Here is a 12,243-nt window from a genome sequence, read left to right as displayed (position 1 = left end):
GATTGTGCCGCAGGTCATGTCAGGCGCGGGGGAGGCGGACGGCGATCTCCACGCGGCGGTTGAAGGCGCGTCCCTTGAGGTTTGCGCTGCCGTCCGGGTTGGTCTCCTCGACCAGCGGGCGCGTGCGGCCGAACCCGATCGCGTCCACGCCGGTCGCCTTCAGGCCGTGGGCGGTCAGGTAGTGCTGGACCGTCGTGGCGCGCTGCACCGACAGGGTCTGGTTGCCCGCGGCGTTGCCGGTCGCGTCGGTGTGGCCGCGGACCTGGACGGCGCCGCCCGGGAGCTTGGCGTTCAGGACGGCGACGGCGCGGTCCATCTGGTCGGGGGCGTTGAGTTCGGCGTGGCCGGTGGCGAACAGGTTGTCGCTGTTGAAGATGAGGACGAAGACGCGCTCGTCGGTGTCGGCGGCGCGGGCGAAGATCATCTCGGCCGAGATGCCGGTGAGGTCGATGTCCACCCCGGGCAGGCGGTACAGCGAGTCCTTGACCAGCGTTGTGCCCTCTTCGGGCTCGTGGGCGGTACCGATGCTGCACGGGATTTTCAGGACCAGGCCACCGCCGAAGTCCTGGGTCGAGCAGAGGGGGTCGGGGGTGCCGTCGTCGTTGTAGTCGTCCAGGGCCGGGGTGCCGGCGGACGCCGAGGTCGCGGCCGACGACGGCGGCGGGGGCAGCGGAAGCGGCAGGGCGGTGTGGCCGGTGGAGCAGGCGGCGAGGGCGAACAGGGCGGCGAGCGGCAGAAGACGGCGCATGGGGCACTCCGGTTCGAGGGGTCGGGGGCGTTCTTCGTTGGTACCGGTACGCGTGCGGCATCGAGATCCGTGCCAGCACGGGACCAGGTTCCGGGCCGGCCCGTTCCCGGGACCAGAGGCCACGGTCTCGGCCGCTTCCCGGTCCGGCGGGACGATCTCCCGGCCGGTCCGGGAACGGCGGCGATTGCGGCGGCGCAACCGGTCCGGCATCGTCAGCGGCATGAGCGCCGTCGCCGGGTCGCGTACCGCCTGGGCCGTGGCCTGCCTCGGGGTCACCGCGCTCGGGGTCGCCGTCGCCGTGACCGCGCTCGTGGCCGTGCCGGTGCCGTCGCCCGAGTTCCGGGACAGCATGATCGACTGTGTCGCCTACCTCATCCCGTACGGGCTGGCCGGCGCCTTCCTCATCCACCGCCGCCCCGACCTTCCGTTCGGCTGGCTGCTGGGCGGGTCGGCGGTGCTCCTGGCCGTCGCGGGCGCCGCGGAGGGGGCCGGGGGCTGGGCCCTGCTGCACGAGCGGGGCGGAGACTGGCCGATGCTGCTGGTCGCGACGGGCGGGTTCGAGTTCGTGGCGGTGGCCGTACAAGGGCTGATCAATGTCCGGTTTCCCGGCGGACGGATCGAGTCCCGCACCGGGCGCGTCCTCAACGCGCTCATGGTCGGCGGGCTGGTGCTCATGGTCGTCGGCGGGTTCCTCGGCTCCGAGACGGCCGGCACGATCTCGGCGCAGGCCGGGCGGACCGTGCGCAACCCGCTCACCGGGGACGGCCCGCTCGCGCACCTTGCCGACTTCGCGCAGATCGGCGGCCCGCTCGTGGTGCTGATCGGCCTGCTCGCCGGGCTGCACATCGTCGTGCGCGCCCGCCGGGCCCGCGGCGTGCAGCGCCAGCAGCTGCTGTGGCGGGCGATCGGCGTCGTGCAGGCCCTGCTGCTGTTCCCGCTGGTGGTCCTCGACCTCGTGCCGTCCGCGGCGTTCATCGCCGACGGGACGGTCTTCGTGGCCACCCTCGTCGTGCCTATCCTGGTGTACCGCCTGTGGGACATCGACACCGTCATCCGCCGCTCCATCGGGTACGCCGCGGTGACCGTCCTGCTCGCCGTGGCCTACCTGGCCGTGGCCGCGCTCGGGGCCGCCGTCGCGTCGCAGTGGGCCGGCATCGTGGCCGGCGGGTTCGTGGTCGCGCTGGCGTACGGTCCCGCCCGCACCGCCACCCAGCGCTGGCTGGACCGGCGCTTCTACGGGTTACGCAGCGACCCGTACCGGACGATGAGCGACCTCAACCGCCGCCTGGCCGCCGTCGCCGAGCCCGGCACGGTGCTCCCGGCCGCGGTGAGCGGGGTGGCGCGGTCGCTGCGGCTGCCGTACGTCGCGATCGAGCGCGACGGCCAGTTCGTCGCCGCGCACGGCACCCCGACCGGCGGCTCGCCGCAGCGCTGGCCGCTGACCTACCGCGGCGCCCCGGTCGGCGCGCTGCTGGCCCATCCGCGCTCCGGCGAGACGGAGTTCGGCCACCGCGACCGCGCCGTGCTCGGCGACCTGGCCGCTCAGCTGGGCGCGGCCGTGCACGCCGAGGCGTTGACCGCCGACCTGATCGAGTCGCGGCAGCGCCTGGTCACCGCCCGCGAGGACGAGCGCCGCCGCCTGCGCCGCGAGCTGCACGACAGCCTGGGCCCGATGCTGACCGGGTTCGGCCTGAACGTCGACGCGGCCCGGGCAAGGCTGGCCACGGTACCGTCCGCCGCCGCCGCTGACGCCACGCTCGTCCGCGCCCGCGAGGTGGCCACCCGGGCCATCGACGAGCTGCGCGGGATCGTCTACGACCTGCGCCCGCCGGCCCTCGACGACCTGGGGCTGGTCGGCGCGGTGCGGGCGAACGCGGCCCGGCTCGCGGAGGGTTCCGGCCTGACCGTGGTGGTGACCCCGGACGACGCCGGCGACCTGCCCGCCGCGGTGGAGGTGGCCGCGTTCCGCATCGCCGTGGAGGCGATCAGCAACGTCGTCCGCCACGCCCGGGCGAGCACCTGCACCGTCACCTTCGAACGCGCCGGCGGCCCCAGCCTGACCGTGGCCGTCACCGACGACGACCCGGGCGCCGCGGGCTGGACCCCCGGCGTAGGTTTGCTGAGCATGCGCGAGCGCGCGGGCGAACTGGGCGGCTCCTTCACCGCGGGCCCGAGCCCGTCCGGCGGCCGCGTCCACGCCCGCCTCCCACTGGCGGCCGCCTCATGATCTCGATCCTGATCGCCGACGACCACCCGATGGTCCGCGAGGGCCTGCAGGCCGTGTTCGCCGCCACCGACGACATCACCGTGGTCGGCGAGGCGGTCGACGGCGCCGAGGCGGTCGCGCTGACGGCGTCGCTGCACCCGCGGGTGGTCCTCATGGATCTGCAGATGCCCGGCCTGCACGGCATCGAGGCGACCCGCCGGATCGCCGCCGACCACCCCGGCACCGCCGTCCTCGTGCTCACCATGTTCGAGCACGACGACATGGTCTTCGCCGCTGTGGCCGCGGGCGCGGTCGGCTACCTGCTCAAGGGCGCGGGCGGGGCGGACATCGTGACGGCGGTCCGCGCGGCGGGCGCCGGCCAGGCCGTCTTCGGCGCCGCCCTGGCCGCCCGCCTGCGCACGTTCTTCGCCGCCCCGCCACCACCGGAGCGCGCCGCGTTCCCACAACTGACGGCGCGGGAGCGGGTGATCCTGAACGGGATCGCGGCCGGGCTGACGAACGCGCAGATCGCGCAGCAGGAGTACCTGTCGGTGAAGACGATCGCCAACAACGTCTCCACGATCCTGGCCAAGCTGCACCTGACCGAGCGCGGCCAGGCCATCGTCGCCGCCCGCGAGGCCGGCCTGGGCCGCCGGCCGCCCGACTAGCGCTGGGCGTCCTACCGGCCGCCGGCGAGGATCAGCACGCCGATGCCGATCAGCACCACGGGCAGCAGCACGTGCCCCCACCGGCTGAGGGCGCGGGCGACCAAGGGCCGGGTCGCGAAGTACCGCCCCGCCGCGATCCACAGCGCCACCAGCACCAGGAACACCAGGACGTACCCGCTCATCCCGGCGGGGCCGGCCGTGGCGAGGACCGGGACGTACACGCCGATGTTGTCGCCGCCGTTGGCGAAGGTCACCGCCGCCACCTCCAGGGCGCGTGGGGCGGCCCGGCCGGTGGTGGGGGAGTCGGGGTCGTCGTGGCGGTGGCGCCAGGCCTGGACGGCGGCTCGGATGCCCAGGGCGAGCGGGAGCAGGCCGAGGTACGCGACGGCCGGCTCCGGCAGGAAGGTCGCACCGAATGCGGCGGCGACGGCCACGCCCAGGATGGCGGCGAACCCGAGGTACTGGCCGATCGCGATGCTCCGCGCGGCGTGGCGGTGGCCGGCGCCCTGGGCGAAGAACAGCGCGAGCACCACGAGGTCGTCGAGGTTGGTGACGGCGAACAGGCCCGCGGCCTGGGCGAGGAGGATCAACGGCGGGCGGCCATCACGGCCATGGCGCGTGCCGCCGAGCGGGCCAGGCGTTCCTGGTCGCGGCGGCGGGTGGCGGTGGCCGAGAGGAGCCACAGCAGGCCCAGCAGTTCGTGGTCGTCGCCGCGCAAGGGGTGGACGTTGACGGCCTTGAAGCCGCTGGCGGGCATCGAGGGCAGGGCGGGGCCGTCGTCGGCCAGGGCGGCGGCGCCCGTGGAGGCGTCGGCCGAGGCCAGGTGGCGCAGCAGCACGTCGGGCACGCCGCGGCTGGCCACGACGCGCAGCATGCGGATGTCGGGGTCGTACTGCTGCAGGGTGCACGCGTCGGCGACGGTTGTGGCGGCGATGAGGATGGCCTCGTGTACCGTCCGCGGGTCGGCCAGGGCCAGGAAGTCCCCGGCGGCCAGGGTGGTGGCGTCGGCGACCAGCCGCGTGCGGTACGTGTCCAGCACGGCGCGGCGGCTGGCGCGCATCTCGGCGTCGATCAGACCCTGGTGGCCGCCGCGGGGCCGGCCGGCGGCGGATGCGGAGGCCTGCTGCGTGCCCATCACCGCCTCGCCCGAGTCGTCCGTCCTCGACCCGACGCTACGCGCGTCGGCCCGAATTCGCGCCTCGACGGGCCGGAGGTTCAGTGGTTCGCGTGGTAGTGCCAGGCGATCTGCTGGTCGCTGAGCTGCGAAGAGTATACGGCGAGCTCGTCGAGAGCACCCACCAGAAAATCATTGAGCGGCCGGTTGGGCCAGCCGGTCAGGTCGCAGCCGCCGTAGCGCCACCAGCCGGTGTAGCTCTGGGCGGCGGTGTTGGCGGCCGAGGCGACGAGGGCACCGTCGACGTACAGGCGCATCCCGGCGGGGCCCAGCGACGCGGCGGCGTAGTGCCAGGCGCCGTCGGTGTAGACCGGCCCGGCGGGGGAGCGCACGACGACCGTGCCGCCGTTGTACGCCCCGAAGGACAACCGGCCGCCCGAATCCAGGTACAGGACGCGGTCGCGAAACGCCGAGGGGCCCGTCGGGGCGTCCTGCAGGCCGATCAGGGCGCCGCCGGAGCGGGTGCGGAACCAGCCCTCGACGGTGACCGCGGCCGGGTTCGTGACCGGCGCATTGGTGTACAGGTTGGTGATCCCCCGCAGGCCGATCGCCGTCGCCGCGGTCTGGCCGCCCTGGGCGCCCTGCAGCGCACCCGGCAGGCCCGCGGTGATCGGGTCCGGCGGCGCGCCGGCGCCCACGTCGAGGGGGGTGCCGGCGTACAGGGCGGCGACCTCGGCGCTACCCAGCGCGCGGCCGAACACCCGCACGTCGTCGACGCCGCCGGTGAACGGGCCGGCCCGCAGCGCGCCGGTGCCGTTCCAGCGCGGGGTGTGGGTCGCCGTGCCGGCTTGCGCGCCGTTCACGAACAGCGTCAGGGTCGAGCCGCCGTCGTAGACGCCGACGAGGTGCGTCCAAGCAGCAGCCGCAGCGGTACTGCCGGTCGCCTCGTCGACCGCCGCCGCCGCGCTGTCGCCCTGGGTGGCCGCGAACGACCACCGGCCGGCCGCGTTGATCCGCAGCGCGGCCGCGAAGCCGGTGCCGCCGCTGATCGACAGGACCGTGCCGGCGGCCGTGGACCCCGGGTTGGCCCACGCGGCGAATGTGAACGGGGCGTCGGTGCGGGCGCTGGGCACGGTACCGGTAACGCTGCCGTTGGCACTTCCATCGAGCGTGACCGCGGTGCCGGAGCCCGCTGGTCCAGTTGTCCAGCCCGCCCCGGCGCCGAGGGTGCCGGCGTTCGCGGTCACGCCCCCGGCGGAGTCGGCCGCGGTGGTGCCGGTGCCCTCGGCGAAGGACCAGTGGGTGGTCTCGCCGGTGCCGTAGGCCGCCCTGATCTCGGCCGCGGACAGCGCCCGGCGATAGGTTCGCACGTCGTCGACGCGGCCGTCGAACGCGTCGGTCCACGCGCCGTTCCACCAGCTGCGCCCGGCCTGCAGCGCCCCGGTGGCGTCCCAGACGCCGGTGTGACCGCTGTAGCTGCCTTCGAGGACGCCGTTGACGTACAACTGGATGGTTCCCGATGCGGTGACGACGCCGGCCAGGTGCACCCAGGTGTCCGTGGCGGGCGCGGTCGTCGAGCTGGCCGAGTCGCTGACGGGGCCGGTCGAGTCGGTCCGGGTGAGCAGCATGCGCCACTTCGCGGCGGTGTTGTCGTACTTGAGGATGAAGCCGCTGCTGGTCGTGCCGGCCTGGCTCAGCACGGCCCGGTTGCCGCTCAGGGTGTGCGGGTTGGCCCAGGCCATGACCGTGAACGCCTGGCTGGTCCGCACCGCGGGCTGGCTGCCGGCGGCGTAGCTGGTCGCGGCGCTGCCGGTGAAGGACAGCGCCGAGTGCACCCCGTCGCGCCCGGTGGCCCAGGTCGCGGCGCTGCCGAGGGTCGCCTGGTTCGCCGCGCCGGAAGCGTCGCCGGCCGTGGTGCCGGTGTTCTCGTCGGCCGGCCACCACGTCGATGCGCCGGCATTTCCGCCGGTGTACGTCCCGAGGTGCGAAGATCCCGATGCGTCCCCGGCCGGCGAGGTCGCGGCGGCCGACACGGCGTCCTCGGCCCGATGGTAGGCGTAGGGGGCATCCGCGGTCACGGTCGCCGGATAGGTCCCGAAGGAGGCCGCCGCCGACAGGGTGTTCGCGCTGGTCGTGGCGTCGCTGAAGGCCGCGCCGACGCCGGCCGGGACGACCAGCGACAGCACGGCGAGCAGCGGCACGCACCACGACAGCAGGCGCATTACGTGTTCTGGGCTTCCCAGGTGAAGGTGGCCGAGGCCGTACTGTTCTGAGCCGCGTTGTTGTCCTGCACCTGGTACTTGAACTGGTACGTCTTCGTCGCGTTCGTGGTCGCCGCCCAGGAGCTCACGCCGGTGGCGTAGGAGTTGCTGGCGGTGTTGAACGTGCTGAGGGTCTTGGTGGTGTCGGCGAGGCCGGTGGCGTTGAAGTCGTTGCCGGCCGACACGAAGTCGGAGCAGTCGGAGGCGCTGCCGGTGCCCTCGTTGATCTGCAGCGTCAGGTACTGCCCCAGCGTCCCGGTCAGGTCACTGTTCTTGAGGTACAGCTTCACCACGGCGGCCAGCGACCCGGTGTAGGTGATCTTCACGCAGGCGGTGCCGGTGCTGCCGGGCTTCACCGCCGACGCCGTGAACAGCGCCGTGGCCGGCGAGTTGGCCCCGAACGACACGGTCCCGGTGGACCACGTGTTGGACCCGTTGTTCGTGGTGGCCGAGAACGCCGCGAACGACGCCTGCCAGATGAGCACCCCGGCGACCGACAGTCCCGCGAACAGTGCGAGCGACTTCATTCGACAACCGTGGACGCCTCAGGTTGCCGTCCGGGTGGCCGAATGGTGGCGTGCATGGTCCGATTGCTGCGCTCGGCCGCCCGGGCGATCCTGTCCTGCCTGGCCGCCCTCCTGGTCACCACGCTGGCCCCGGCCCTGTTCGGGTGGCACAGCAGCGTCGTGCTGACCGGCTCCATGCGGCCCGCGATCGACCCCGGCGACCTGGTGGTGGCCTCTCCGGCCCGCGCCGCCGACCTGCGCCCGGGCCAGGTGGTCGTGGTGGAGAACCCGGCCCGACCCGGCACCCTGCTCATGCACCGCCTGGTCCGCCGCAATCCCGACGGCACCCTGGTCACCAAGGGCGATGCGAACGCGGTCGAGGACAGCACGACGGTACCGGCGGCGAACGTCAAAGGACTCGCCCGGCTGCGGGTGCCGTGGGTGGGCCGGCCCGCGCTCTGGCTGCGCACCGGGGACTGGCCGGCGCTGTCCGGCACGTTCGCGGCGCTGCTCGCGCTCGCGGCGGCGGCCTCCTCGAACGAGCGGGGTGGCCGGCACCGGGCTATGGGAGGAGCGCGGCCATCAGGGACTGGATCCGGGCGTACACCGCGGATCCGCTCATGGTGGCCGCCCGGGCCAGCAGCGTCGGCCGGTCGTCGCCCAGCACGGCCGCGAGGCGCTCGCCACGCCCGGGTGGGAAGAACCGGCTGACGTTCGCGCCGGCCCGGGTGCCCAGCGCCCACAGCTCCCGCGCGGCCGCGGCGTCACCCCGGAACGCGGCGAGTTCGGCCCCGCCCATCGCCCACGTGCCGAGCAGCGGCCGGTCGTGCGCGGCGAGCACCTCGGCCCTGGTCCGCCGCAGCTCGCCGGCGGCTTCAGCGCCGCCGGCCCACAAATGGATGACGGCGGCCGCGATGCGCAGCGCCGGGTCGGCCTTGGGCCGGTCGGCGAATTCCCGGGCCTCGTCGTACCGTCCGCGCCGCCAGGCCAGCTCCGCCAGCCCGAGATCGGCCTGGCCGGCGGCCTCGTCCTCGGGGTCGACGCCGAGGAGCCGTTGCTCGGCGGCCTCGTCGCCGGCGAGGGCGAGCTGGGTGTCGAGCAGGACGCGGGTCTCCCGGGCGTCCTGGGCGGCGCCGAGCAGCTGCAGGTGGTGCTCGCTGCGGCGCAGCCACTGGCCGCCGCCGGTGGCGTGCCCGGCGGCGTGGGCGGCCATGCCCATGCCCCAGTGGTCGCCGGCCGCCTCGAACCGCCGATAGGCCAGCACGGCGTCCCCGGCGGCGTGCTCGGTCAGCACGGCCCGGATGAAGTGGCCCATGCCCTGGACGTACGGGTCGGGATGCTCGACGAGGTTCGCGGCGTCGGCGAGGCTCCGGTCGGGGTCGGCGTGTTCGAGCCCGGGCAGCGCCGCCGCGAGCGCGGTCTGGCGGGGTGAGACGTCCTGCGGGCGTTCGGCGAACAGGGTGCGCAGGGCCTGCCGGGCGAGCGCGATGAGGCGGGCCGGCCCCGTACTGCCCGCGTTGAGCGCGATCAGCACACACACCTGCGCGAGCCGGTCGGCGTGCGGCAGGGGACGGCCGCTCGCCGCGCCGTGCAGGATCGCGGACCGGCGGCGCGCACCGGGGTCGTCGAGGTGCAGCAGGCGGCGGGCCCAGGCGGTCGTCTCGGCGTGCCGGCCGCGCACCGTCCACAGCTGGAAAAGGGCGAGCGCGAGGTCGGCCGCGGCCGGTTCGTCGCCGCGCTCCAGGCTCCAGCGCAGCGCAGCGACGAGCGTGTCCTGCTCAGCGGCAGTGCGCTCGAGGGTGCCGAGCTGCCCCGGCCCGATGAACGCTCCGGCGAGGCCGACCGCGTGCGGCACGGCCCAGGCGACGAGTGCTTCCATCGCAGCATCGCGGCCGCCGGACGCGTCGAGGCGGGCCTCACCGTATTCGCGGACGGTTTCAAGCATGCGGTACCGCCCGTCCTCCATCCGCAGCAGCGACTGCTCGACGAGCACCGCCAGGCTCTTGCGCTGTCCGCCCACCGCCTCGGCCAGCTCGGCGGTGAACGGGCCCGGGATGACGGCCAGGCGTTCGAGGAGGCGCTGCTCGGCCGGGGCGAGCAGCTCCCGGCTCCAGTCGACCATCGCCCACAGCCCGGCGTGCCGCTCGGGCAGCCCGCGCAGCGCGTGGTCGAGCAGCCCGAACCGGTCGTCGAGCCCGGCGAGGACGTCCCCGATCGGCATGTGCCGCAGCCGCGCCGCCGCCAGCTCCAGCGCGAGCGGCAGGTTGTCCAGACGGCGGCAGAGCTCTTCGGCGCCTTCTTCGATCACCGCCCCACCCGCCTGAGCCCGCGCGGTGAGCAGCGCCACGGCGGCGTCGTCGTCGAGCATCGGCAGCCGGTGGACGACCTCACCGACCAGCCCGAGCGCCGCCCGGCTGGTGGCCAGCACCCCGAACCCGGGCGCCGCCGCGTCGAGCAACGCCGCCACCCCAGCCGCCGCGGCATCGAGGACGTGCTCACAGTTGTCCAGTACGAGCAGCCCGTCGAGCTCGGGCCCGGCGGCGGGCAGCGCGGCGAGCACCTCGGCGGGCGCGCGTACCCCGGCCAGCTCGACCACCCGGACCGGCCGGCCGCTCCGGCTCTCGGCCCGCGCGATCTCGGCCGCGAGCCGGGTCTTGCCCGCCCCGCCGGTCGCGACGACGGTCACCAGCGGTGCCTCTCGCAACGCCCGCCCGACCGCGGCCAGGTCCGCGTCCCGCCCGACGAGCGGCGTCCGCGGCCGCTGCCAGGCCCCGGGCAGCCGGCCGCCTCCGAACGTCCGCTCACCCGGCAACCGGACCACCACGTGCGGCCCGGTCCCGTGCGCCCGCTCGGGCGTCACCGGTCCGCGTAGCAGGGCCAGGTGGGCGTCGGCGAGCGCGGGGGAGAGGCCCGCGCCGTAACGCTCGGCCAGCCCGCCCCGCACCCGCTCGACCAGCTCCAGCGCCTCTGCGTCCCGCCCCTGCGCCGCGAGCACCCGCACGAGCAGCGCCGCCGCGCGCTCATCGGGCGGTACCAGAGAAGCGAGCCGGTGCAGGTCGCCCTCCTCGGCCGGCCGCCCGCCGACGAGCGCGGCCTCCGCTTGCAACGTCACCACCTCGCCGAACAGCCGGACGAGTCCCGCCTCGGTCAGCTCGGGCCGGGGCGGGAACAGCCCCCGGGCCTCCGCGGCGAGCGCGCCCGCCCGGTCCACATCGCCGTCCCGCAACGCCCGGCGGCCCCGATCGGCCAGCTCCCGGACCATGACCGCGTCGATCTCCACGGCGTCGAGAGGGATCCGATACCCGCCCGGCGCCGCCGCCACCACAAGCCCGAGCCGCCGCGCCCGCCCGGCGAGCGCCTGCACGGCCCCAGCGGTGTCCGACGGCGGCTCGGCCCCGCCCCACACGGCGTCGGTCAGCGCGCCGAGCGACACCGTGCGCCCCCGGGCGTCGAGCAGCGCGCGGATCAGCGCGGCGAGCCGCTCGCCCCGCACCGGGCGGCCGTCCACCGCCAGGGCGCCGAGCGTCGTGATCCGCACGCTCCCATCATGACGTGAGGACGGCGATCAGCTTGTCGACGGCGTCGTCGCTCGCCAGGATCTCGTTGAGCTCGCCGGCCTCGGCCGCCGTGGCGGCGCTGCGCGCGAACATCGCCGGCTCGTACGCGGCCAGCGCCGCCTCCACATCCCCCGGATGCGCCGCGATCGCCGCCCCGAGCTCGGCCCCGTCCAGCATCGCCTGGTTCGCCCCTTCCCCGTCGGGCGGCTGCAGGTGCGCCGCGTCCCCGAGCAGCGTCACGCCGGCGACCCGGTCCCACCGGTGCCCGACCGGCAGCGCGTACTGCGCCCGGCGCACCGGCGCCGTGTCGCTCGCGGTGAACAGGGCGGCGATCGCGGGCGCCCAGCCGTCCACCTCGCGGGCGACGTCGGCGGTCGCGAACCAGTCGAGGGGCCGGGACAGCACCAGGTACGCGCGCAGATTCCCGGCGGTCTCCCGGTGCGCCAGGAACCACTTCCCGGGCTCGTCCCGGTCGAACACGAACAACGACCCGCCACCGACCACCCGCGCCGTGTCCGGATGCCGCCGATCCCCGTCGGACAGGAACGTCTCGACCGCGCAGCGCCCGGTGTACCACGGTGTGGCGGACGACACCAGCGGCCGGACCCGCGACCAGGCCCCGTCCGCCCCGACGAGCAGGTCGGTGACGACCTCGCCGCCGTCGGCAAAGCGCACCGCGTGCCGCCCGCCGCCGAGGGCCCGCACCTCGCGGGCCTTGTGCCCCCAGCGCACGGTCCCGGCCGGCAGCGAGTCGAGCAGCATCGCGCGCAACCCGGCCCGCTGCACCTCGGGGCTCGCGCCGGACCCGTCGTCGGGCTTGTCGAGCAGCACGGTGCCGTCCCGGTCGGCGACCCGGATGCTCTGCCGCCCGGCGAGCACGAGCCGCCGGAACGGCTCCGTGAGGCCGGCCGCCTCGAGGGCCGGTTGCCCGTTGTACTCGTGAATGTCGATCAACCCGCCCTGGGCCCGAGCGGTGGCCGACGCGTCGGCCTCGTAGACGACGGACGGGATGCCGTGCACGTGCAGGACCCGGGCCAGGGTGAGGCCGCCGAGTCCCGCGCCGACGATGGTGACTGGAGTGCTCATGCCGTCGAGCCTGCGCGCCGCCACCGACACGGCGGCGACACGCGAACGACACCGCCCTGTGCCGCCGGTCACGGCTTGACGCGGGCCCGGTCTCCCC

9 protein-coding genes and 1 pseudogene are annotated in these 12,243 nt (G+C 75.2%); 3 read left to right on the top strand and 7 right to left on the bottom strand.

Going from position 1 to position 12,243, the window contains the following annotated elements:
* Positions 1-19: 19 nt before the first annotated feature.
* Complete coding sequence (locus ACQP00_RS31900) at positions 20-748, bottom strand: OmpA family protein (protein ID WP_433202188.1); 729 nt, start codon at positions 746-748, stop codon at positions 20-22.
* A 220-nt stretch (positions 749-968) separates the two neighbouring features.
* Between ACQP00_RS31900 and ACQP00_RS31895 the strand changes: the two genes are divergently transcribed.
* On the top strand, positions 969-2,975 hold the full coding sequence (locus ACQP00_RS31895) for a sensor histidine kinase (RefSeq protein WP_433202185.1): 2,007 nt from the start codon (positions 969-971) through the stop codon (positions 2,973-2,975).
* Positions 2,972-3,622 carry a response regulator gene (locus ACQP00_RS31890; RefSeq protein ID WP_433202182.1) on the top strand — a complete coding sequence of 217 codons (651 nt, stop codon included), beginning with the start codon at positions 2,972-2,974 and terminating at the stop codon, positions 3,620-3,622. Before ACQP00_RS31895 ends, ACQP00_RS31890 begins: the two co-directional genes overlap by 4 nt.
* Before the next feature lie 11 nt (positions 3,623-3,633).
* On the opposite strand, the gene ACQP00_RS31885 is transcribed toward ACQP00_RS31890, so the two are convergent.
* From ACQP00_RS31885 to ACQP00_RS31870, 4 genes are all read right to left on the bottom strand, one after another.
* Positions 3,634-4,212 carry a cadmium resistance transporter gene (locus ACQP00_RS31885; protein WP_433202179.1) on the bottom strand — a complete coding sequence of 193 codons (579 nt, stop codon included), beginning with the start codon at positions 4,210-4,212 and terminating at the stop codon, positions 3,634-3,636.
* A complete protein-coding gene (locus tag ACQP00_RS31880; RefSeq protein ID WP_433202176.1) occupies positions 4,209-4,757 on the bottom strand; it encodes a hypothetical protein in 549 nt (182 codons plus the stop codon). The genes ACQP00_RS31885 and ACQP00_RS31880 overlap by 4 nt, the downstream gene beginning before the upstream one ends.
* Before the next feature lie 80 nt (positions 4,758-4,837).
* Positions 4,838-6,958 carry a LamG domain-containing protein gene (locus ACQP00_RS31875; RefSeq protein WP_433202173.1) on the bottom strand — a complete coding sequence of 707 codons (2,121 nt, stop codon included), beginning with the start codon at positions 6,956-6,958 and terminating at the stop codon, positions 4,838-4,840.
* Entirely contained in the window at positions 6,958-7,524 is a 567-nt protein-coding gene (locus ACQP00_RS31870) for a hypothetical protein (RefSeq protein ID WP_433202170.1), read from the bottom strand. The genes ACQP00_RS31875 and ACQP00_RS31870 overlap by 1 nt, the downstream gene beginning before the upstream one ends.
* A 42-nt stretch (positions 7,525-7,566) precedes the next feature.
* Here ACQP00_RS31870 and ACQP00_RS31865 point away from each other — a divergent pair.
* Positions 7,567-7,893, top strand: a pseudogene (locus tag ACQP00_RS31865) (signal peptidase I); the annotation flags it as partial.
* A gap of 172 nt (positions 7,894-8,065) precedes the next feature.
* Here the strand turns inward: ACQP00_RS31865 and ACQP00_RS31860 are convergent.
* Complete coding sequence (locus ACQP00_RS31860) at positions 8,066-11,041, bottom strand: ATP-binding protein (protein WP_433202167.1); 2,976 nt, start codon at positions 11,039-11,041, stop codon at positions 8,066-8,068.
* Positions 11,042-11,048: 7 nt separating this feature from the next.
* Positions 11,049-12,146 (bottom strand): FAD-dependent oxidoreductase, encoded by a 1,098-nt coding sequence (locus ACQP00_RS31855; protein ID WP_433202164.1) that lies wholly within the window; start codon positions 12,144-12,146, stop codon positions 11,049-11,051.
* Between the last annotated feature and the right edge of the window lie 97 nt (positions 12,147-12,243).

It is taken from the genome of Dactylosporangium sp. CS-047395, assembly GCF_050942185.1.
In the GTDB taxonomy this organism is placed as follows: domain Bacteria; phylum Actinomycetota; class Actinomycetes; order Mycobacteriales; family Micromonosporaceae; genus Dactylosporangium.
The sequence above is the reverse complement of the archived record's forward strand: the minus strand, read 5'-3'. Positions and strand labels throughout refer to the sequence as shown.

Excerpts from the sequence above, each read along its gene's own strand:
- ACQP00_RS31900 (WP_433202188.1), bottom strand. The coding sequence starts at position 748 with ATGCGCCGTCTTCTGCCGCTCGCCGCCCTGTTCGCCCTCGCCGCCTGC.
- ACQP00_RS31895 (WP_433202185.1), top strand. The coding sequence starts at position 969 with ATGAGCGCCGTCGCCGGGTCGCGTACCGCCTGGGCCGTGGCCTGCCTC.
- ACQP00_RS31890 (WP_433202182.1), top strand. The coding sequence starts at position 2,972 with ATGATCTCGATCCTGATCGCCGACGACCACCCGATGGTCCGCGAGGGC.
- ACQP00_RS31880 (WP_433202176.1), bottom strand. The coding sequence starts at position 4,757 with ATGGGCACGCAGCAGGCCTCCGCATCCGCCGCCGGCCGGCCCCGCGGC.
- ACQP00_RS31875 (WP_433202173.1), bottom strand. The coding sequence starts at position 6,958 with ATGCGCCTGCTGTCGTGGTGCGTGCCGCTGCTCGCCGTGCTGTCGCTG.
- ACQP00_RS31870 (WP_433202170.1), bottom strand. The coding sequence starts at position 7,524 with ATGAAGTCGCTCGCACTGTTCGCGGGACTGTCGGTCGCCGGGGTGCTC.
- ACQP00_RS31855 (WP_433202164.1), bottom strand. The coding sequence starts at position 12,146 with ATGAGCACTCCAGTCACCATCGTCGGCGCGGGACTCGGCGGCCTCACC.